Origin of the sequence: Kitasatospora sp. NPDC058478 (assembly GCF_042720345.1) — a bacterium.
In the GTDB taxonomy this organism is placed as follows: domain Bacteria; phylum Actinomycetota; class Actinomycetes; order Streptomycetales; family Streptomycetaceae; genus Kitasatospora.
The window spans coordinates 1-20,446 of sequence record NZ_JBHXML010000048.1 but is presented as its reverse complement, the minus strand read 5'-3'; the positions used below and the strand labels follow the sequence as shown (position 1 = coordinate 20,446).

Here is a 20,446-nt window from a genome sequence, read left to right as displayed (position 1 = left end):
GGTCCTGTCCGGCCGATCTTGCCGGTCAGGACCTAGGAGGACTCCTCCGCGAGCGCCCGCAGCCGGCTGAGCGCCCGGTGCTGGGCCACCCGGACGGCGCCCGGGGACATCCCCAGCACCTCGCCGGTCTCCTCCGCCGAGAGCCCGGCGGCCACCCGCAGCAGCACCAGTTCGCGCTGACGGGCCGGCAGGTTGGAGAGCAGTTCCTTGGCCCAGGCCGCGTCGCTGCTCAGCAGCGCCTGCTCCTCCGGGCCGAGCGCCTCGTCCGGCACCTCCGGCAGGTCGTCCTGCGGGACGACCGTCGAGCCGGGCCCGCGCATCGCGGCCCGCTGCAGATCGGCGATCTTGTGTGCGGCGATGCCGTAGACGAAGGCCTCGAACGGCCGCCCCTGGTCCTTGTACCGGGGCAGCGCGCACAGCACCGCGACGCAGACCTCCTGCGCGACGTCGTCCACGTGGTGCCGGGCGCCGCCGGGCAGCCGCACGAGCCGGCCGCGGCAGTAGCGCAGCGCCAGCGGATGGACGTAGGCGAGCAGGGCGTCGATGGCCGGGCCCTCACCGCGGACGGCGGCCGCGACGAGCTCGCCCACCAGCGGGGAGCCGCCCGCGCCGAGCACCGGCGGTCGACCGGGGCCGGGCACCGCGCCGGGGCCGCCGGGGTCGGCGTACGACGGATCGCCACCCGGGCCGGAGGGCTCGGCCTCCACCGGGTCCGCCTGGCCGGCCGCACCGGCGACGTCGTCACGCATCGGTCCATGGTGCCTGGTCGCGCGGGAAAACGCGGCACCGCGTCCGGAGTTGTGCACCGGAACGTTATGCGCTGCGGTGCCGTACGGCGTGCCGCCGCGCACCACCGGCCCCTCCTGCACCGTGCCGCCTCCCGCCCCGCCGCCGTCGGTGGTCCCGTCCTTCGCGCCGTCCGCCGAATGTGCTGCGGCCGTGTGGTTCGCCGCAGTGCCTGTCCGCTGGTCCCCGAGGTGCTCCACTACTCCATGGTGCAACCTCGGGACCGTAACGTCACACGCCCGGACGGCGCCCGTCCCGGGAACCGCCGGCGGCGCGCCGCAGCCGGCGGCGCCACCGGCGGTCAGCGGACCAGGCCCCAGCGGAAACCCAGCGCCACCGCGTGCGCGCGGTCGGAGGCCCCGAGCTTCTTGAACAGCCGTCGGGCGTGGGTCTTGACGGTGTCCTCGGACAGGAACAGCTCGCGGCCGATCTCGGCGTTGCTGCGGCCGTGGCTCATGCCCTCCAGCACCTGGATCTCACGCGCCGTCAACGTGGGCGCCGCGCCCATGTCGGGGCTGCGCAGCCGGCGCGGGGCGAGCCGCCAGGTCGGGTCGGCGAGGGCCTGGGTGACGGTGGCCCGCAGTTCGGCGCGCGAGGCGTCCTTGTGCAGGTACCCGCGGGCGCCCGCGGCCACCGCGAGCGCGACCCCGTCGAGGTCCTCGGCGACGGTGAGCATGATGATCCGCGCGCCCGGATCGGCGGACAGCAGCCGCCGGACCGTCTCGACCCCGCCGAGGCCGGGCATCCGGACGTCCATCAGAACGAGATCGGAGCGGTCGGCCACCCAGCGGCGGAGGACCTCCTCCCCGTTCGTCGCGGTGGTGACCCGGTCCACACCGGGTACGGTCGCGACCGCGCGGCGAAGCGCCTCGCGGGCGAGCGGGGAATCGTCGCAAACGAGAACGGAAGTCATGACCGTCGTCCTCCGCAGCTGATCCGCGTCACGTTGAGCCTCCTGGCTGGTACGAACCTCTCCGACACGGCCGATCGGCGACAGAGTCCGTGCTGATCGCCTCAAATTCCCCGCGATCGTTCCCGACGTCCGGCGCCCGCTAACCGCCTCCGCACTTCCAACGACCGTCACTCGAATGAGTTACGGCCTTCGGGGCCATCTCCACCACTGTACGTGGCCAACCCATTACCGATCAGCCGCATCGCGGTGCACACGCCGCACTTTTGCCCAGCTCGCGCGCGGTGGGCGCACGACCCGCACACCGGTGCGGAGTGTCGCGCGCCCGTCGGCCACCCGAATGCCACGCCCGCGCCCGCCGAACCCCTTGCCCACTTTGCCCGTTTTTATAGCTTTCGTATGGTCATTGACTGTTGTGCCACTCTGTGGGTGACTTGTCCATGGAGTTGCCGTAAGTCATATTTCCAGGTGTCCACACCAGTGCATCGACGCCCGCCGCGCCGCCCAGCAGCAGCCCGCTGAGCGCCGGCCCACGGCCGACGAGCCTCTGAAGGGAATGAGCCATGGCAGATTTCTCCCGCCTCCCAGGCCCCAACGCGGACCTCTGGGACTGGCAGCTCTCCGCAGCCTGCCGTGGCGTGGACAGTTCGCTCTTCTTCCACCCCGAGGGCGAACGCGGGGCCGCGCGGAGTTCACGCGAGGCCAGTGCCAAGGAGGTCTGCATGCGCTGCCCGGTGATCACCGAGTGCGCGGCGCACGCGCTGGCGGTCCGCGAGCCGTACGGCGTCTGGGGCGGGATGACCGAGGACGAGCGCGAGGAGATGCTGGGGCGTTCGCGGCACCGGCTGGTGGAGGTCCCGCTGACCCCGCCGGCGATCGCGCGGCGCTAACCCCGCCTCCACGGCGCGCCGTGAAGAAACGTTTCCTCGCGGCGTTTCGGGCTGTTCAAGCCCGGTCCAGAACGCTCAGGCCCCAGAGGTCAGCGCCCGGCCGACCCCGCCAGCCGCTCCAGCATCAGCGCCACGGCCGGCACCTCGGCCAGATCCGGCAGGGTCAGCGCGACCACCTGCCGCACCGCCGGCGCCCCCGCGGCCGTCCGCACCGGCACCGTCGACACCCCGTCCGGGCGCACCGACTGCAACGCCAGCCGGGGCAGCACCGCCACCCCCAGTCCGGCCGCCACCAGGCCGACCACCGCCGGATAGTCGTCGGTCGCGAAGTCGATCCGGGGCTCGAAGCCCGCCGCCGCACACAGCTCCACCAGGTGCCCCCGGCACTGCGGGCAGCCCGCGATCCACTGCTCCCCCGCCAGCTCGGCCAGCTCCACCGGCCTGCCGCGCCCCGCCAGCCGGTGCGCGGCGGGCAGCAGGCCCACCAGCGGGTCGTCCAGCAGCGGGGTGACCACCAGATCGGACCAGTCGGAGCCGGCACTCAGCTGCTGCGCCTCCAGGTTGGCCTCGGCCCGCGCCTCGCGCGGCGTCCCGTGCGCAGGCGCCGGCAGCGCGGCGCCGCCGTCGGACTGCGGGTAGCGGAAGGCCAACGCGATCTCGCACTCGCCGCCGCGCAGCATCGCCAGCGACTCCGGCGGCTCCGCCTCGACCAGCGACACGCGCACCCCCGGATGGCTGTCCCGCAGCCGGGCGACCGCGGGCGGCACCAGGGTGGAGCTCGCGGTCGGGAAGGAGACCAGCCGCACCCGGCCGGCCCGCAGCCCGGCGATCGCGGCGATCTCCTCCTCGGCGGCGGAGAGCCCGGCCAGGATCCCGGTGGCGTGCTTGAGCAGCACCCGCCCCGCCTCGCTGAGCTGCATGCCCCGGCCGCAGCGGACCACCAGCGGGGTGTCCACCGACTTCTCCAGGGCCTTCATCTGCTGGCTGATGGCGGGCTGCGTACAGCCCAGCTCGCGGGCGGCGGCGGAGAAGGAGCCGGTGCGGGCGACAGCACGCAGGACGCGCAGGTGACGGGCCTCGATCATGCCTTAGTTATAAGGCAATCTTTGCCAATGGCAAAATTCTACTGATGATTGAAGCCTCAAACGCCGGACACGCCGGAGGCCCGGCCGCACCCCGAGGGGCGCGGCCGGGCCTCCGGTCGACCGTCAGGCGTCAGTGCGAGTGGCCGTGACCGTGGCCGTGGCCACCCTCGGTCTCCTCTTCCTTCTTCTCCACCACGAGGGTCTCGGTGGTGAGCAGCAGGGAGGCGATCGAGGCCGCGTTCTCCAGCGCGGAGCGGGTGACCTTGACCGGGTCGATGACGCCGGCCTTCACCAGGTCGCCGTACTCGCCGGTGGCCGCGTTGAAGCCCTGGCCGATCTCCAGCTCGGCGACCTTGGAGGTGATGACGTAGCCCTCCAGGCCGGCGTTCTGGGCGATCCAGCGCAGCGGCTCGTGCAGCGCCTTGCGGACCACCGCGACACCAGTCGCCTCGTCACCCGACAGGCCCAGGCCGCCGTCCAGCACCTTGGCGGCGTGCACCAGGGAGGCGCCGCCACCGGCGACGATGCCCTCCTCGACCGCGGCACGGGTCGCCGAGATGGCGTCCTCCAGGCGGTGCTTGCGCTCCTTCAGCTCCACCTCGGTGGCGGCGCCGACCTTGATGACGCAGACGCCGCCGGCCAGCTTGGCCAGGCGCTCCTGCAGCTTCTCGCGGTCCCAGTCGGAGTCGGTGGCGGCGATCTCACCCTTGATCTGGGCGACGCGGCCGGCCACGGCCTCGGTGTCACCGGCACCGTCGACGACGGTGGTCTCGTCCTTGGTGATGGTCACGCGGCGGGCGGTGCCCAGCACGTCCACGCCGACCTGGTCGAGCTTGAGGCCGACCTCCTCGGAGATGACCGTGCCGCCGGTCAGGGTGGCCAGGTCGCCGAGGATCGCCTTGCGGCGGTCGCCGAAGCCCGGGGCCTTGACGGCGACCGCGTTGAAGGTGCCGCGGATCTTGTTCACCACGAGGGTGGACAGCGCCTCGCCGTCGACGTCCTCGGCGATGATCAGCAGCGGCCGGGAGGCACCGCCCTGGAGGATCTTCTCCAGCAGCGGCAGCAGCTCCTGGATGGAGGAGATCTTGCCCTGGTTGATCAGGATGTACGGGTCCTCCAGGACCGCCTCCTGCCGCTCCGCGTCGGTGACGAAGTACGGCGACAGGTAGCCCTTGTCGAACTGCATGCCCTCGGTGAAGTCCAGCTCCACGCCGAAGGTGTTCGACTCCTCGACGGTGATGACACCGTCCTTGCCGACCTTGTCGATCGCCTCGGCGATCAGCTCGCCGACCTGGGTGTCCTGGGCGGAGAGGGACGCGACGGCGGCGACGTCGTCCTTGCCCTCGATCTCGCGGGCCACCGAGAGCAGGTGCTCGGAGACGGCGGCGACGGCCTTGTCGATGCCCTTCTTCAGGGCGGCCGGGCCGGCACCGGCGGCGACGTTGCGCAGACCCTCGTTGACCAGGGCCTGGGCCAGCACGGTGGCGGTGGTGGTGCCGTCACCCGCGACGTCGTTGGTCTTGGTGGCGACCTCCTTGACGAGCTGCGCGCCAAGGTTCTCGTACGGGTCGTCCAGCTCGACCTCACGGGCGATGGTGACACCGTCGTTGGTGATGGTCGGGGCGCCGAACTTCTTGTCGATGACGACGTTGCGGCCCTTGGGGCCGATGGTCACCTTGACGGTGTCGGCCAGCTTGTTGACACCGCGCTCCAGCGAGCGGCGGGCGTCCTCGTTGAACTGCAGGATCTTCGCCATGTTCCCTATTCCCTCGGGGCTTCGGCCGGCCCACCGGCCGCCGGACTACGTGAACCAACAACCACGCCCCGGGCCCCTGTCACTTGGGACACGGATCCGGGGCGGGTCGGAACGACTTACTTCTCGATGATGGCGAGAACGTCGCGAGCGGAGAGAACCAGGTACTCCTCGCCCTGGTACTTCACCTCGGTGCCGCCGTACTTCGAGTACAGGACGATGTCACCGACGGCGACGTCGAGCGGCAGACGCTGGCCGTCCTCGAAGCGACCCGGGCCGACGGCCAGGACGACGCCCTCCTGGGGCTTCTCCTTGGCGGTGTCCGGGATAACCAGGCCGGAGGCCGTGGTGGTCTCGGCGTCGAGCGGCTGGACCACGATGCGGTCCTCAAGCGGCTTGATGGCAACCTTGCTGCTGGTGGTCACGTCCGAGCTCCCCTTCGGAGATTACGGGGTTTCTAACGGGTAGGAGCGAACCTGCGGGCCTGCCGTCGCGGGGGTCAGGCACACGTCTTCGCGTTAGCACTCCCCCAGTGGGGAGTGCCAAGGACGACCATAGGCCGGTGTTAGCACTCAGTCAACCAGAGTGCCAACGGCGCGCCCTGGCGTCCCGAACCGCGGGCGCGCAGCCGTACTCCCGTGCGACCGCCCCGCCCCACCGCGCCGGCACCGTCGGAGCCGGTGGGGCGGCCAACCCGCCAGAATGGCCCCGTGGACACCGAGAACCTCCAGCCCCTGCTGACCCCCGAGGGCCAGGCCCTGCTCGCCGAACTGCGCGAGTTCACGCCCGAGGAGGAGCTGGCGCTGGCCACCAGGCTGCGGCGGGAGCACCCGGCCGAGCTGGTCTCGGCGGCCTTCGGGCAGGCCCGGCTGCGGCAGCGGGCGCGGGCGAAGTTCGGGGCGGACGCCGACCTGATGTACTTCACGCCCAACGGCGTCGAGCAGTCCACCCGGCGCAGCGTGGCCGAGTGGCGGGCGCGCCGCTTCGCCGAGCTGGGCGTCCGCCGGCTGGCCGACCTGTGCTGCGGCATCGGCGGGGACGTGCTGGCGCTGGCCAGGGCCGGGATCGAGGTGCTGGCCGTCGACAAGGACCCGGCGGCCTGCGCCGCCACCGCCGCCAACGCGGCCGCGCTGGGCCTGACCGACCTGGTCCGGGTGCGCTGCGCGGACGTCGCCGAGGTGGACGTCACCGGCTACGACGCGGTGTTCACCGACCCGGCGCGGCGCACGGCGCGCGGCCGGGTGTTCGACCCGGAGGCGTACGCCCCGCCGCTCTCCTGGGCGATCGAGGCCGGCCGCCGGACCCCGATCGGCGCGCTGAAGGTGGCCCCGGGAATCCCGCACGAGGCCGTCCCGGCCGACGCCGAGGCGGAGTGGGTCTCCGACCACGGCGACGTGAAGGAGGCGGTGCTCTGGTTCGGCACCGGGGCCGCCCGCCCGCACCGCGCCACCCTGCTGCCGCAGGCCGCCAGCCTCACCGGCGGCGACCTGCCCGACCCGCCGGCCGGCCCGGTCGGGCGCTACCTGTACGAGCCGGACGGCGCGGTGATCCGGGCCCACCTGGTGGCCGAGGTGGCCGAGCAGGTGGGCGGCCGGCTGATCGACCCGAAGATCGCCTACCTCACCTCGGACCGGCTGGTCGCCACCCCGTACGCGCACGCCTTCGAGCTCACCGACGTGCTGCCGTTCCACATCAAGCGGCTGAAGGCGCTGCTGCGCGAGCGCGGGGTCGGCACGGTGGTGATCAAGAAGCGCGGGATGGCGATCACCCCGGAGGAGCTGCGCCGCCAGCTCAAGCCCTCCGGGCCGAACGCCGTCACGGTGATCCTCAGCCGCACCGACAACGGGCCGCTGATGATGCTCGGCCGGCCCGCCTGAGGCGGCCACGGGGCGGGCGCCCGGACTACGAGGCGGGCGCACCGACTACGAGGCGGGCGCCTGGATGTAGTCCTCCAGCCGGGCCACCGAGAAGCCCTGCTCCTGGATCCGGGCCAGCAGGTCGCCGAACATCTGGGTCATCGTGGCGCCCTTGAGCTCCTTCGGGCCGCGGAAGTGCGCCAGGATGATGTCGCCGGACTTCAGCTTCTTGTCCGCCGCCTGGTACTGCATGTCGTGGATCTGCATCGACTCGCGCCAGAGCACCATCGCGCGCGGGCCGCACTGCTGGACCGAGTTGTTCAGCGTCGGGGTGTTGGCGCCGTCCCCGAACGGCGGGCGGAACAGCAGCGGGGCGGTGCCGTACTGCTGGGTGAGCGCGGACTGCGCGTCGCAGATCTCGGACTTCTGCTTCTCCGCCGGGATCTTGCTCATCACCGGGTGGTCCACGGTGTGGTTCTGGATGTGGTTGCCGAGCGCCTGGAGCGGCTTGAAGTAGCCGTAGTCGTTCTTGACGATGTCCCGGGTCAGGAACATCGAGATCGGCACCTTGAGCTCGGTCAGCATCTCGACGAACTTCGGGTCCTTCTCGGCGCCGTCGTCGATGGTGATGAAGACGACCTTGTCGCTCGTCTTCACCTCGCTGAACACCGGTACGGGGCCGGTCCGTTCGAGCTTGATGGGCTTGTCCGCGGGCGGCGCGGGGGCCGGCGCCAGCGGCTTGAGGTTCCACTTCGCCCAGGCCGCCGGGTCCCCGCCGGCCGGGGCCGCGGTGGTGGGCGCGCCGGCCGGGCTGGTCGGCACGGCGCCGCCGCCGGCGGGCTGGGACGTGGCCGCCGAGCTGCCGCCGGCCGCCGCCGGGGCGGCGCCGCCCCCGTTGTCGCCGCATCCGGTGGCCAGGGCCAGCAGGGCCAGCGCCCCCACCGCGTACGTCCTGGTCCTGCTCCGACCGTCCCTGTTCACCGCAGCGCGCTCCCGGTTCCCGTCCAGCTTCTTCTCAGCTATGCACGGTAGCGGTCGGGGCGGCGGTTCCCGGACAGCGCCTATTCGACGTGCTCGCTGGTGAAGGACCAGCGGTGCACCGGGCGGCCGAGCAGGTCGGCCGGCGGGTCGGCGACCGGCACCGGCTCGCCGGTCCACCAGGTGATCAGCAGCACCCGTTCGCCGGGCGCGCCGAGCAGCTCGGTGCGGACCAGCCCGGCCGAACCGCGCACCGCAGGCAGCGCCACCTCCCGCACCCAGGAGGCGAGTTCGGCCCCGCGGCCGGTGGCGGCACGGGCCTCCCACATCGCGGCGACGGTCACTCGGCGCCGCCGGTGAGGGCCCGGTACGCCTGGCCGTGGACGTCGCCGTGCCGGACGTCCGCAGCCGGCACGTGCGCCTCGGTCACCGGCAGCGAGGAGTCGGCGGACAGGTCGAGCGCGGACGGCGTGCGGTCACGCCACACCATCTCGGAGCCCAGCGCGGCCACCATCGCGCCGTTGTCGGTGCACAGGCCCGGCCGGGGCACCCGCAGCCGGATGCCGGCCCGGTCGCAGCGCTGCTGGGCCATCTCGCGCAGCCGCGAGTTGGCGGCCACCCCGCCGCCGATCATCAGGTGGTCGACGCCGTTGTCCCGGCACGCCTTGACGGCCTTGCGGGTGAGCACGTCGGTGACGGCCTCCTGGAAGGACGCCGCCACGTCGGCGATCGGCACCTCCTCGCCGGCCCGGCGCTTGGCCTCCACCCAGCGGGCGACGGCGGTCTTCAGGCCGGAGAAGGAGAAGTCGTACGCGGGGTCGTTGCGGCCGCTCAGGCCGCGCGGGAAGGCGATCGCCTTGGGGTCACCCTCGCGGGCGGTGCGGTCGACCACCGGGCCGCCCGGGAAGCCCAGGCCGAGCACCCGGGCGACCTTGTCGAAGGCCTCGCCGGCCGCGTCGTCGATGGTCGCGCCGAGCGGGCGGACGTCGCTGGTGATGTCCTCGCTGAGCAGCAGCGAGGAGTGCCCGCCGGAGACCAGCAGCGCCATCGTCGGCGACGGCAGCCGGCCGTGCTCCAGCTGGTCGACGCAGATGTGCGAGGCGAGGTGGTTGACCCCGTACAGCGGCTTGTCCAGCGCCCAGGCGTACGCCTTGGCGGCGCTGACACCGACCAGCAGCGCGCCGGCCAGGCCGGGGCCGGCGGTGACCGCGATGCCGTCCAGGTCGCTCGCCTTGACGCCGGCGGTGTCCAGCGCGCGCTGGATGGTCGGGACCATCGCCTCCAGGTGGGCGCGACTGGCGATCTCCGGGACGACGCCGCCGAAGCGGGCGTGGTCGTTGACGCTGGAGGCGACCGCGTCGGCCAGCAGCGTGGTGCCGCGCACGATGCCGACGCCGGTCTCGTCGCAGGAGGTCTCGATGCCGAGGACGAGCGGTTCGTCAGCCATGGCGGGTGTCCTTAAGGTCCTTCGGGTCAGTGCTGGGGTGGTCGAGGCGCATCACCAGCGCGTCGACGTTGGCGGGCTGGTAGTAGCCGCGCCGGATGCCCACCGGTTGGAAGCCGAAGCGCTCGTACAGCTGCTGGGCGCGCGGGTTGTCCACCCGCACCTCCAGCAGCAGTTCGGCGCAGCCGCGGCGGGCGGCCTCCCGGATCAGGTCGGTGAGCAGCGCCGCGCCGAGGCCGGCGCCTTGGTGGCGCTGGTCGACGGCGATGGTCTGGACGTCGCCCTCGCCGGCGATCGCCATCAGCCCGGCGTAGCCGACGATGGCGCCGTCCGCGTTGGTGGCGACGGTGTAGTGGCGGGTGCCGCCGGGGTGGGTCTCGGCCAGCTCGGACCAGTACATCCCGGTGGACCAGGCGTCCTCGGGGAAGAGCCGCAGCTCAAGCTCCATCACCGGCGCTATGTCCCACCAGCGCATCGGGCGCAGGGTGGTGCCGTGCTTCACGCCGGGAGCACCGCCTTGCCCCCTAGAACATTCTTGAAGGCGGCCGGCACCTGGGCGTCCGGGCGGCGCAGGTACAGCGGGACGTTCGGCAGCAGCTCGCGGCCGGCCGCCAGCTCGGCGGCGGCGAAGCCCGCCAGGGCGCCGGCCGACACGTGCTCGGGGCCGTGCGCGCCGGGGAAGCTCTCGGGGTAGAGCAGCGCGCCGGCGCCGACCGAGCGCGGCTGCGGGGCCAGCTCGGCGGGGCGGTCCACGCCGGGGCCCTCGGTGCGGTGGCCGTCGGCGTCGTAGGAGGCCCAGTAGACCTCCTTGCGGCGCGCGTCGGTGGCCACCGTGAACGGCTGCCCGGCCAGGCCATCGGCGCGGGCCTGGTGGGCGATCGCGTCCAGGGTGCAGACGCCGTGCACCGGCAGCCCGAGGGCGTGGCCGAGCGCGGCGGCGGTCACCAGGCCGACCCGCAGGCCGGTGTACGGGCCCGGGCCGACGCCCACCGCGATGCCGGTGAGCCGGTGCTTGTCGACACCGGCCGCCCGCAGGACCCGGTCGATCGCGGGCAGGAGCAGTTCGCCGTGGCGCCGGGCGTCGACCTGGTGGGTCTCGGCGAGGACGGCCGTGCCGTCGTGGACGGCGGCGGTGACGGCGGGGGTAGCGGTGTCGAACGCGAGCAGCAGCACGGGTCAAGGTTAGACCGACGTTCGTCCGACCGGCCGATCGACCAGGTGTGCCATCCAGGAACACACATCCGGGGCGCCGCGACCCGGCCGGACGGACCTGGCACGATGGGGCCGTACGTAAAGGGACGGCGGCGGGAGCGGCACGTGGCGAAGATGGGTCCTGGTGTGGTGGTCACGGGGCTGACCCTGGGGGCCCTGGCGGTGGTGAGCCTGCTGGCCTTCCAGGCCAACGGCGCTCAGGACCGGGCGGCCGGCGCCAAGCCGACCGCCAGCACCACGACGTCCAGCGGGCCGGCCGCCTCCGCGACGCCGAGCGCCTCGGCCACCCCGACGGTCCCGCCGCTGCCGACCATCTCGGGCAGCGGGACCAGGGTGGTCTACTCGATCAGCAGCCACTACGTCTGGCTGATCGACCCGAAGAAGAACCCGCAGGTCACGCCCGGTTTCCCGGTCACCCCGGGCTCGGTCGAGCCGGCTCCGGGCAGTTACTCGGTCTACAGCCGCACCCCGACGACCACCGGGACGGACGGCAAGCAGATCGAGCACGTGGTGCGCTTCGCGCAGCAGAACGGCGTGGTGTTCGGCTTCAGCGCCGCCGTGGACGGCGCGACCCCGACCGCCGAGCCGAACGCCAAGACCGGCGGCATCCGCAGCGGTCGCCCGGACGGCCAGTTGCTCTGGGACTTCGCGCCGAACGGCACCAAGGTGGTCGTGGTCGCCTGAGCCCGGCTCGGGCGTGTCAGGCCGCGCGGGGTGTGCCCGTCTCCGGTTCCTCGGCCCGCCGGGGCTCCGGCTCGGGCGGGGTGGACACCGCCTCGGCGGCCGCACAGGCGGCCAGCAGCGCCCGCATCGGCGCCCCCTGGACGCGGCGGGCGGACTCTCCGGCCCCGGCGCCGTGCCCGGCGCGCTTCGGGGCGGGGGTGGTGCTCGACATGGCGCCTCCCTAGTTAGGCAGACCTAACCGCAGCACCCATCCCACCACGCCCGGCACCCCGCCCGCAACACTTCCCGACAGCCCGTCGGCAAAACGGCGCACACCCGGGCGCGGGCCTCAGCCGAGCGCCTCCAGCGCGACACCCGCCCAGCGCGGACCGAGGCCGGTCAGCACCACCCGGCGCGGGTCCAGGTCGTCCTCGTCGGCGGTGTCACCGAGGGCGCGCTCGATCCGCACCTCCAGCCGGTCCTCGGACAGCCGCTCGACCTTGCCCTCGCCCCACTCGACCACGACCACCGACTCCGGCAGCGAGACGTCCAGGTCGAGGTCCTCCATCTCGTCCAGGTCCCCGCCGAGCCGGTACGCGTCCACGTGCACCAGCGCCGGGCCGCCGACCAGCGACGGGTGCACCCGGGCGATCACGAAGGTCGGCGAGGTCACCGCCCCGCGGACCCCCAGTCCCTCCCCCAGGCCCCGGGTCAGCGTGGTCTTCCCCGCCCCCAGTTCACCGGAGAGCAGCACCAGGTCCCCGGGCCTCAGCAGCGCGGCCAGCTCCCGGCCGAGCCGGCCCATCCGCTCCGGGGTGGGGACGGTGAGAGTGGCGTGCGAGCCCATGCGCGTGTCTTGCCCTTCGGTCCGTACCGGCGTGCCGACCGCCGGCCGCCACCGCTACCGTGCCACATCGCCGGCCCGGCGCGCGCCGGAAGGGGTCAGGGGCCGTCCAGGACCGCCGGGGGCGGCGCGGCGGCGGCGAAGCCCGCGGCCCGGCGCAGCAGCGCCACCAGCTCGTGGTCGACCAGCTCCGGGCGCTCCAGCATCACCAGGTGCCCGGCGCCCTCCACCAGCACCAGCTCCGCGCCGGGCAGCCGCTCGGCCATCGCCTCGCTGTGCGCCGACGGCGTCAGCAGGTCCTTCGTACCGGCCAGCACCAGCGTCGGCAGGCCGCTCAGGGCGGCGAGCGCCGCGTACTTCTCGTGCGCGGCGAACACCGGGTAGAACTCGGCGACCACGTCGATCGGGGTGGCGTCCAGCAGCTGCTCGGCGAACCGCACCACGCCCGGGTCGACGTCCCGCCCGCCGAAGGAGAACCTCCGGTAGAAGACGGCGGCGACGTCCGCACCCAGCCGCCGGCTCGCCTCCACCAGCTCGACCTGACGGCCCAGCAGCCGCATCACCCCGGGCGCGACCTTCTTGAACAGCTTCGCGCCGGCCGACGGCAGCCCGAGGCTGACCTCGTTCCAGTCCCCCGCCAGCGTGCCGATCAGCGCCACCCCGGCGACCCTCTCCCGGAACAGCTCCGGGTGCTGGTCGGCCAGCGCCATCACCGTCATGCCGCCCATCGAGTGGCCCACCAGCACCAGCGGCCCGGTCGGCGCGACGGCGTCGATCACCGCCTTGAGGTCGCCGCCCAGCTGGTCGATGCTGGCCGGCTCGCCGGCCAGGAAGGAGCGGGAGCGCTCGGAGCGGCCGTGGCTGCGTTGGTCCCAGAAGACCAGCCGCAGTCCCTCGCGCAGCGCGGCCCGCTGGAAGTGCCAGCTGTCCTGGTTGAGGCAGTAGCCGTGGCAGAACAGCACGGTCAGCGGCTCGGCGCCGGAGGTGCCGCCGTCCGGCTCGTCGTTGGAGGTGCCGCCGTCCGGCTCGTCGTTGGAGGTGCCGCCGTCCGGCTCGGGGCCGGTGCCGTCCAGCTCGACGTACAGCTCGGTGCCGTCCGGCGCGGCCACCGTCCGCGGGCGCCCGCGCAGCGAGCCGTACGGGGCCTCGGCGTCCAGCTCGGCCCGGGCCCGGCGGCGGGTCGCCCGGCCGACGGTCAGCCGCTCGATCGCCACCCCGGCGGCCGCCCCGGCCGCCAGCACGCCGACCGAGATCCCGATCACACCGGCCCGGCTCACCCCGGAGGCCGCGCCGGCCGCCTTGGCCACCGCCGCGACCGGGCCGCTCTCGGCCGGTCCCTCCGTCATTCGCCCGGGCCCTCGGTGCGGCTGCCGCCCAGGTAGCGGCGCGGGACCCTGGCGCCGATCCGGGTCACGATCTCGTACGAGATGGTGCCGCAGGCCCGGCCCCAGTCCTCGGCGGTCGGCTCGCCCTGCTCGCCGTTGCCGAACAGCAGCACCTCGTCGCCGACCGCGGGGGTGTCCCCGCCCAGGTCCACGACGAACTGGTCCATCGCGACCCGGCCGGCGATCGTGCGCCACTTGCCGCCGATCTGCACCGGGCCGGTGCCGCTGGCGTGCCGCGGGATGCCGTCGCCGTAGCCGACCGGGACCAGGCCCAGCGTGGTCGGGCCCGGCGTCACGTAGTGGTGGCCGTAACTGACCCCGTGCCCGCCCGGAACGTGCTTGACCAGCGCCAGCCGCGCGGTCAGCGCCATCACCGGGCGCAGCCCGAAGTCGGCCGGCGACCCGACCTCCGGCACCGGCGACAGCCCGTACGCGGCCAGGCCGGTGCGGACCAGGTCGAAGTGCGACTGCGGGAGCAGCAGGGTGGCCGGCGAGTTCGCCAGGTGCCGCACCTCCGGGCGCAGCCCGGCGGCCTCGGCCCGGGCCAGCGCCGCGTGGAAGGAGTCCAGCTGGGCCTGGATCGACGGGTGGCCCGGCTCGTCGGCGGCGGCGAAGTGCGACCAGACGCCGACCACGGTCAGCAGCCCCTCCGCCTCGGCGCGGCGGGCGGCGGCCACCAGGTGCGGCCAGTCGTGCGGCTGGCAGCCGTTGCGGCCCAGACCGGTGTCCGCCTTCAGGTGCACCCGGGCCGGGATGCCGGTCTCCCGGACGGCCGGCAGCAGCTCGTCCAGCGCCCACTGGCCGCTCACCGAGATGTCGATGTCCGCGCGCAGCGCCTCCCGCCACGGCCCGCCCGGCGTCCACAGCCAGCACAGGACGCGGGTCTGCTCCGGGCGGATGCCCGCGGCCCGCAGTGCCAGCGCCTCCTCGGGCGTCGCGCAGCCGAGCCAGCCGACCCCGTTCGCGACCGCCTCGCGGGCGCACTCGACGGCGCCGTGGCCGTAGGCGTCCGCCTTGACCGCGAGCATCACCGCCGAGCCGCCGACGCGCTCGCGCAGCGCGGCGAGGTTGCCGCGCAGGGCGGCCAGATCGATGGTCGCCTCGGCCCTTACGCCGTCGGTCAGGGTGGCCGTGCCGGTCGTGTTCGCAGTTGTCATCAGGGTCAGTCTCCCAGACATCCCGGAGTCCTCGCCGAACGGCCCGTCCGTGCGGCGGCCGGTGCCAGGGCCCCCGGCACCGCGCCGACCTGCGGCGCACCGCTCGTCACCCTGTTCCGGACGCGCACGCAGGACCGATCGGTTCCGCACCGCCCGTCCCGGCCGCACCGCCCGCCCCGGGCCTACGCCTCCCGCACCGCCCGCCACACCGCGGGCAGCGCCTGCGCCACCGCCGGCGCCGTCACCGGCGCGCCCGGGTCGCCCGCCGCGTGGCGGCCCGCCAGGCCGTGCAGGTAGGCGCCCACCGACGCGGCGTCCAGCGGCGCCAGGCCGGCCGCCAGCAGGGAGCCCGCCAGGCCCGCCAGGACGTCGCCGCTGCCTGCGGTGGCCAGCCAGGACGTGCCGGTCGGGTTGACCCGGACGGCGCCGCCCGGGTCGGCGATCACCGTGGTGGAGCCCTTGAGCAGGACCGTCGCCCGGTAGGCGGCCGCCAGCCGGCGGGCGGTGGCCAGCCGGGCGGCGGCCAGCGAGTCGGCGGGCGGCGGCGCGGCGCCGTCGGCGCCCGCGAGCAGCCGGGCGGCCTCGCCGGTGTGCGGGGTGAGCAGGGTGGGGGCCGTCCGGCCGGCCAGCGCGTCCGGGCCGAGCCGGGCCAGCTCGGTCAGCCCGTCCGCGTCCACCAGGACCGGGACGTCGCTCGACAGTGCCTCGGCCAGCGCCTGCCGCGCCCCCTCGCCGCCGCCCGGCCCGACCACCCAGGCCTGCACCCGCCCGGCCCCGGCCGGCCCGCCCTCGGTGACCAGCACCTCCGGGAAGCGCCGCACCACCTCCTCGGCCGCCGTGCCGACGTACCGGACGGCACCCGCACCGCCGTGCAGCGCCCCGGCGACCGCCAGCAGCGCCGCGCCCGGGTACGTCGCCGAACCAGCCGCCACCCCGACCACGCCCCGCCGGTACTTGTCGCTCTCGGCGCCCGGCAGCGGCAGCAGCGCCGCCACGTCCGCGTGCTGCAGGGCCGTCACCTCCGGCGCGGGCGGCTCCAGTCCGATCCCGACCAGTTGGACGGCGCCCGCGTAGGAGGCTCCCGGGTCGACCAGCAGGCCCGGCTTGTACGTGCCGAAGCAGACCGTGACGTCCGCGCGCAGCGCCTCGCCCGGCACCTCGCCGGTGTCGGCGTCGACCCCGCTGGGCAGGTCCACGGCCACCACGACCCCGCGCCGCCCGGCCCGCGCGTACGGCCGGGCCCCGTCCCGCAGCCCGCCCCGGCCGCCGATGCCGACGATGCCGTCCAGCACCAGGTCGGCGCGCGAGAAGTCGGCCAGGCCGACTTCCTGATCCAGCACCACCCGCCCGCCGGAAGCCCGCAGCGCGGCCAGCCCGCCCGCGTGCGCACGCTCCGGCGCGAGCAGCACCGCCGTCACCCGCGCGCCCCGCCGAGCCAGCGCCGCCCCGGCGTACAGGGCGTCACCCCCGTTGTCCCCGCTGCCGGCCAGCACCACCACCCGACTGCCGTACACCCGCCCCCGACGCCCCGCCAGCAGCCGGGCACAGGTCGCCGCCAGCCCGGCGGCCGCCCGCTGCATCAGCGTCCCCTCCGGCAGCCGCGCCATCAGCGCGGCCTCGGCGGCCCGGACGACTTCCACCCGATGGGCATGACGCATGCGAGGGCTCCTTCAGCAGTCGACGTACCGCCGACGCTAGCCCGCGCCACCGCCCCACGGCAGGCCGAGCTGCGGGACACTTTCGAGTGACAACCACTTCGATCCCCCACCGGTGTCAGTCCACGCGCCTACCTTGTGGCTCGGCACGGACCCACAGGAGGGAGAAGGGCCATGGTCGCCATGCCAGCTGTCGAGGGCCCGCGAGGCCGGGACAACCTCATCCAGGCGTTCCTGGAGTTGGACACCCCGCCCGGCTACAAGGCAGAGCTCATCGAAGGGGAAATCGTCGTGACGCCACCGCCGGACGGAGAGCACGAGACCGCGTTTTCCCTGCTCGCCAAGCAGTTCTTCCGCAAGGCCGCGATCGACCTGGATCTCCTCGGCAACAAGGGCCTGATCGTACCGACCGGACGGTTCATCCCCGATGGAACCGTCTGCCCGGTCAACCACTTCCTGAACGCCGGTTCGTGGGCCGACGCCGACGGCGTACTGCTCGTCTTCGAAATCACGTCCACGAGCCCGCGCCTGGACCGCGAGCAGAAGCGTCGCGGCTACGCCGCCGCTGGCATCCCCTGCTACCTACTGGTCGACCGCAGCGAAGGCATGGTCACGTTGTTCTCCCAACCCGAGGACAACGACTACACCGACAAGGATCCGGTCCCCTTCGGCAAGCCGATCGACCTGCCCGCCCCCTTCTCCTTCACGCTCGACACGGCGCCCCTGCGGTAGGGCACAGCCACCGCAGGGGCACCACGCCGTACTACTCGACGGTGACCGACTTGGCCAGGTTGCGCGGCTGGTCGACCTCGTGGCCCTTGGCCGTCGCCAGCTCGCACGCGAAGACCTGGAGCGGCACGGTGGAGACCAGCGGCTGGAGCAGGGTCGGGGTGACCGGGATGCGGATCAGGTGGTCCGCGTACGGGACGACCGCCTCGTCGCCTTCCTCCGCGATCACGATGGTGCGGGCGCCACGGGCCCGGATCTCCTGGATGTTGGAGACGATCTTGTCGTGCAGGATCGACCGCCCGCGCGGCGAGGGGACGACCACGACGACCGGCAGCCCCTCCTCGATCAGCGCGATCGGGCCGTGCTTGAGCTCGCCCGCCGCGAAGCCCTCGGCGTGCATGTACGCCAGCTCCTTGAGCTTGAGCGCGCCCTCCAGGGCCACCGGGAAGCCGACGTGACGGCCGAGGAACAGCACCGAGCGCGCGTCGGCGAGCGAGCGGGCCAGCTCGCGCACCGGCTCCATGGTCTCCAGGACCTGCTCGACCTGCTTGGGCGCGTCGCCGAGCTCCTTGATGACGGCGAAGATCTCGTCGCCCCACTTGGTGCCGCGCACCTGGCCCAGGTAGAGGGCGACCAGGTAGCAGGCGACCAGCTGGGTCAGGAACGCCTTGGTGGAGGCGACGGCGACCTCGGGGCCGGCGTGGGTGTACAGCACCGCGTCCGACTCGCGCGGGATGGTGGAGCCGTTGGTGTTGCAGATCGCCAGCACCTTGGCGCCCTGCTCCCGGGCGTGCCGCAGGGCCATCAGGGTGTCCATGGTCTCGCCGGACTGGGAGATGGCGATGACCAGCGTGCCCGGGCCCATGATCGGGTCGCGGTAGCGGAACTCGGAGGCGACCTCGACCTCGCAGGGGATGCGGGTCCAGTGCTCGATCGCGTACTTGGCGATCATGCCGGCGTGGAAGGCGGTGCCGCAGGCGACGATGACGACCTTGTCGACCGAGCGCAGGTCGGCGTCGGAGATGCGCAGCTCGTCGAGGATGAGCCGGCCGTCGGTGCCGATCCGGCCGAGGAGGGTGTCGGCGACGGCCTTCGGCTGCTCGGCGATCTCCTTGAGCATGAAGTAGTCGTAGCCGCCCTTCTCGGCGGCCGAGGCGTCCCAGTCGACGTGGTACTCGCGCACGTCGGCCGGGGTGCCGTCGAAGTTGGTCACCGTGACGCCGTCCCGGCGCAGCTCGACGACCTGGTCCTGACCCAGCTCGACGGCCTCGCGGGTGTGCGCGATGAACGCGGAGACGTCGGAGGCGAGGAAGTTCTCGCCCTCGCCGCGCCCGACCACCAGCGGCGAGTTGCGGCGGGCGCCGACGACCACGTCCGGCGCGTCGGCGTGCACGGCGACGAGGGTGAAGGCGCCGTCGAGGCGGCGGCAGACCACGCGCATGGCCTCCGCGAGGTCGCCGTCGTAGGCCTCGCCGAGCAGGTGGGCGACGACCTCGGTGTCGGTCTCGGAGCGGAGGGTGTGGCCGCGCTCGGCGATCTCGGCCCGCAGCTGGGCGAAGTTCTCGATGATGCCGTTGTGCACCACGGCCACCCGGAGGTGGTCGTCCAGGTGGGGGTGGGCGTTGGCGTCCGTCGGGCCGCCGTGGGTGGCCCAGCGGGTGTGGCCGATGCCGGTGGTGCCGCCGGGCAGAGGGGTCTCGGCGAGCGACTTCTCCAGGTTGGCGAGCTTGCCGGCCCGCTTGTCGGTGACCAGACTCCACTGCCCGTCGGAGTCCTGCGCCTGCACCGCGACACCGGCCGAGTCGTAGCCCCGGTACTCCAGTCGCTGCAGGCCTGCGATTACTACGTCGAGGGCGGACTGCGCGCCCACGTATCCAACAATTCCGCACATGCGTGCCAGCATAAGGGCGGTTCTGAGGCCCTTTTCCCGATTCCCGCGAACAGTGCGTGACCGACACCACAACCACGGTGAACGCCGCCACGGCTCACAATGGAGCATGTGCTGACCGAACTCTGTACGCGGGGCGCCGCCACGCCCGGCCCGTCGCCGTCCCCCTACGTGGACCTCAGTCGGGCCGAGTGGAGCGCACTGCGCGAGCGTACGCCGCTGCCGCTGACCGCCGAGGAGGTGGAACGGCTACGCGGCCTCGGTACCGCCCTCGACCTGGACGAGGTCCGCGACGTCTACCTGCCGCTGTCCCGGCTGCTGAACCTGTACATCCACGCCACGCACGAGCTGCGCGGCACGCTGGGCACCTTCCTGGACACGCCGGACACCGAGCGCACCCGCACCCCGTTCATCATCGGGGTGGCCGGCTCGGTCGCGGTCGGCAAGTCGACGACGGCCCGCCTGCTCCAGGCCCTGCTCGCCCGCTGGCCCGAGCATCCGCGGGTCGAGCTGGTGACCACGGACGGCTTCCTGCTGCCCAACGCCGAGCTGCGCCGCCGGGGCCTGATGGCCCGCAAGGGCTTCCCGGAGTCGTACGACCGCCGGGCGCTGATGCGCTTCGTCGCGGACGTGAAGGCGGGCAAGGAGCGGGTCACCGCGCCGGTGTACTCGCACCTGGTGTACGACATCGTGCAGGGCGAGCGGCTCACCGTGGAGCGCCCGGACATCCTGATCGTCGAGGGCCTGAACGTGCTCCAGCCGGCCCTGCCCGGCAGCGACGGGCGCACCCGGCTGGCGGTGGCCGACTACTTCGACTTCTCGATCTACGTCGACGCCCGCACCGACGACATCGAGCACTGGTACCTGGACCGCTTCCGCAAGCTGCGGCAGACCGCCTTCCAGGACCCGAACTCCTACTTCCGCCGCTTCACCGAGGTGCCGGAGGAGGAGGCGATGGAGTACGGCCGGCAGGTCTGGCGCACCATCAACAAGCCGAACCTGCTGGAGAACGTGCTGCCGACCCGCGGCCGGGCCACCCTGATCCTCCAGAAGGGGGCGGACCACAAGGTCCGCCGGGCGCTGCTGCGCAAGCTCTGACACCGATGCGACGGAAGGGGGCCCCCCCCCCGCGGGGGGCCCACCCGCGGGGTCCGCGGGGGGGTGCGGGGGGCCCCGACGCCCTGGAACAGCACCGGCACGGTGGTGATCAG

General features: G+C 73.6%; 21 protein-coding genes. 5 read left to right on the top strand and 16 right to left on the bottom strand.

Annotated features, from left to right (window positions below; genetic code table 11):
* Window positions 1–32 precede the first annotated feature (32 nt).
* Together shbA and ACFWPT_RS25425 are read right to left on the bottom strand one after the other, a co-directional pair.
* Window positions 33–749: an RNA polymerase sigma factor ShbA gene (shbA, locus tag ACFWPT_RS25430; protein ID WP_079135824.1), complete on the bottom strand. Its 717-nt coding sequence runs from the start codon at window positions 747–749 to the stop codon at window positions 33–35.
* A 338-nt stretch (window positions 750–1,087) separates the two neighbouring features.
* A complete protein-coding gene (locus ACFWPT_RS25425) occupies window positions 1,088–1,699 on the bottom strand; it encodes a response regulator transcription factor (RefSeq protein ID WP_014136228.1) in 612 nt (203 codons plus the stop codon).
* A 560-nt stretch (window positions 1,700–2,259) separates the two neighbouring features.
* On the opposite strand from ACFWPT_RS25425, the gene ACFWPT_RS25420 reads away from it, so the two are divergent.
* The gene (locus ACFWPT_RS25420; protein WP_063348997.1) at window positions 2,260–2,586 is read left to right on the top strand and encodes a WhiB family transcriptional regulator; all 327 of its coding nucleotides are present in this window, start codon (window positions 2,260–2,262) and stop codon (window positions 2,584–2,586) included.
* An 89-nt stretch (window positions 2,587–2,675) separates the two neighbouring features.
* Here the strand turns inward: ACFWPT_RS25420 and ACFWPT_RS25415 are convergent, their stop codons facing one another.
* The 3 genes from ACFWPT_RS25415 to groES all read right to left on the bottom strand — a co-directional run bounded on the left by ACFWPT_RS25415 (window position 2,676) and on the right by groES (window position 5,849).
* Window positions 2,676–3,671 (bottom strand): LysR family transcriptional regulator, encoded by a 996-nt coding sequence (locus ACFWPT_RS25415; RefSeq protein ID WP_063348996.1) that lies wholly within the window; start codon window positions 3,669–3,671, stop codon window positions 2,676–2,678.
* A 130-nt stretch (window positions 3,672–3,801) separates the two neighbouring features.
* Window positions 3,802–5,427 (bottom strand): chaperonin GroEL, encoded by a 1,626-nt coding sequence (gene groL / locus ACFWPT_RS25410; RefSeq protein ID WP_363369284.1) that lies wholly within the window; start codon window positions 5,425–5,427, stop codon window positions 3,802–3,804.
* A 116-nt stretch (window positions 5,428–5,543) separates the two neighbouring features.
* A complete protein-coding gene (groES, locus tag ACFWPT_RS25405) occupies window positions 5,544–5,849 on the bottom strand; it encodes a co-chaperone GroES (protein WP_014136232.1) in 306 nt (101 codons plus the stop codon).
* Between the two features lie 285 nt (window positions 5,850–6,134).
* Between groES and ACFWPT_RS25400 the strand changes: the two genes are divergently transcribed.
* On the top strand, window positions 6,135–7,301 hold the full coding sequence (locus ACFWPT_RS25400; RefSeq protein ID WP_380484470.1) for an SAM-dependent methyltransferase: 1,167 nt from the start codon (window positions 6,135–6,137) through the stop codon (window positions 7,299–7,301).
* A 45-nt stretch (window positions 7,302–7,346) separates the two neighbouring features.
* On the opposite strand, the gene ACFWPT_RS25395 is transcribed toward ACFWPT_RS25400, so the two are convergent.
* The 5 genes from ACFWPT_RS25395 to tsaB form a co-directional block, all read right to left on the bottom strand.
* The gene (locus ACFWPT_RS25395; protein ID WP_380484468.1) at window positions 7,347–8,261 is read right to left on the bottom strand and encodes a polysaccharide deacetylase family protein; all 915 of its coding nucleotides are present in this window, start codon (window positions 8,259–8,261) and stop codon (window positions 7,347–7,349) included.
* Window positions 8,262–8,341: 80 nt separating this feature from the next.
* On the bottom strand, window positions 8,342–8,587 hold the full coding sequence (locus ACFWPT_RS25390; RefSeq protein ID WP_244293442.1) for a hypothetical protein: 246 nt from the start codon (window positions 8,585–8,587) through the stop codon (window positions 8,342–8,344).
* An 11-nt stretch (window positions 8,588–8,598) separates the two neighbouring features.
* The gene (gene tsaD / locus ACFWPT_RS25385; protein WP_380369516.1) at window positions 8,599–9,705 is read right to left on the bottom strand and encodes a tRNA (adenosine(37)-N6)-threonylcarbamoyltransferase complex transferase subunit TsaD; all 1,107 of its coding nucleotides are present in this window, start codon (window positions 9,703–9,705) and stop codon (window positions 8,599–8,601) included.
* Complete coding sequence (gene rimI, locus ACFWPT_RS25380) at window positions 9,698–10,177, bottom strand: ribosomal protein S18-alanine N-acetyltransferase (RefSeq protein WP_380369708.1); 480 nt, start codon at window positions 10,175–10,177, stop codon at window positions 9,698–9,700. The genes tsaD and rimI overlap by 8 nt, the downstream gene beginning before the upstream one ends.
* Before the next feature lie 23 nt (window positions 10,178–10,200).
* Window positions 10,201–10,875, bottom strand: coding sequence for a tRNA (adenosine(37)-N6)-threonylcarbamoyltransferase complex dimerization subunit type 1 TsaB (gene tsaB, locus ACFWPT_RS25375; RefSeq protein ID WP_380484466.1), 675 nt, complete (start codon window positions 10,873–10,875; stop codon window positions 10,201–10,203).
* Between the two features lie 153 nt (window positions 10,876–11,028).
* Here tsaB and ACFWPT_RS25370 point away from each other — a divergent pair, with 153 nt between their 5' ends.
* Window positions 11,029–11,598 carry a hypothetical protein gene (locus ACFWPT_RS25370; protein ID WP_363369404.1) on the top strand — a complete coding sequence of 190 codons (570 nt, stop codon included), beginning with the start codon at window positions 11,029–11,031 and terminating at the stop codon, window positions 11,596–11,598.
* 16 nt (window positions 11,599–11,614) lie between these two features.
* Here the strand turns inward: ACFWPT_RS25370 and ACFWPT_RS25365 are convergent, their stop codons facing one another.
* From ACFWPT_RS25365 to ACFWPT_RS25345, 5 genes are all read right to left on the bottom strand, one after another.
* Window positions 11,615–11,809: a hypothetical protein gene (locus tag ACFWPT_RS25365; protein ID WP_063348989.1), complete on the bottom strand. Its 195-nt coding sequence runs from the start codon at window positions 11,807–11,809 to the stop codon at window positions 11,615–11,617.
* 117 nt (window positions 11,810–11,926) lie between these two features.
* On the bottom strand, window positions 11,927–12,424 hold the full coding sequence (gene tsaE, locus ACFWPT_RS25360) for a tRNA (adenosine(37)-N6)-threonylcarbamoyltransferase complex ATPase subunit type 1 TsaE (RefSeq protein ID WP_063348988.1): 498 nt from the start codon (window positions 12,422–12,424) through the stop codon (window positions 11,927–11,929).
* Window positions 12,425–12,519: 95 nt separating this feature from the next.
* Window positions 12,520–13,767: an alpha/beta fold hydrolase gene (locus tag ACFWPT_RS25355; RefSeq protein WP_380369524.1), complete on the bottom strand. Its 1,248-nt coding sequence runs from the start codon at window positions 13,765–13,767 to the stop codon at window positions 12,520–12,522.
* On the bottom strand, window positions 13,764–14,963 hold the full coding sequence (gene alr / locus ACFWPT_RS25350) for an alanine racemase (protein ID WP_380484464.1): 1,200 nt from the start codon (window positions 14,961–14,963) through the stop codon (window positions 13,764–13,766). The genes ACFWPT_RS25355 and alr overlap by 4 nt, the downstream gene beginning before the upstream one ends.
* A gap of 182 nt (window positions 14,964–15,145) precedes the next feature.
* A complete protein-coding gene (locus ACFWPT_RS25345) occupies window positions 15,146–16,621 on the bottom strand; it encodes an NAD(P)H-hydrate dehydratase (protein WP_380427733.1) in 1,476 nt (491 codons plus the stop codon).
* 171 nt (window positions 16,622–16,792) lie between these two features.
* On the opposite strand from ACFWPT_RS25345, the gene ACFWPT_RS25340 reads away from it, so the two are divergent.
* Window positions 16,793–17,350, top strand: coding sequence for a Uma2 family endonuclease (locus ACFWPT_RS25340; protein ID WP_380369531.1), 558 nt, complete (start codon window positions 16,793–16,795; stop codon window positions 17,348–17,350).
* Window positions 17,351–17,381: 31 nt separating this feature from the next.
* Here ACFWPT_RS25340 and glmS read toward each other — a convergent pair whose 3' ends face one another.
* The gene (gene glmS, locus ACFWPT_RS25335; RefSeq protein ID WP_380369534.1) at window positions 17,382–19,238 is read right to left on the bottom strand and encodes a glutamine--fructose-6-phosphate transaminase (isomerizing); all 1,857 of its coding nucleotides are present in this window, start codon (window positions 19,236–19,238) and stop codon (window positions 17,382–17,384) included.
* A 99-nt stretch (window positions 19,239–19,337) separates the two neighbouring features.
* Between glmS and coaA the strand changes: the two genes are divergently transcribed.
* Window positions 19,338–20,333, top strand: a complete 996-nt coding sequence (gene coaA, locus ACFWPT_RS25330) for a type I pantothenate kinase (RefSeq protein WP_063348983.1) — start codon at window positions 19,338–19,340, stop codon at window positions 20,331–20,333.
* Window positions 20,334–20,446: the final 113 nt, after the last annotated feature.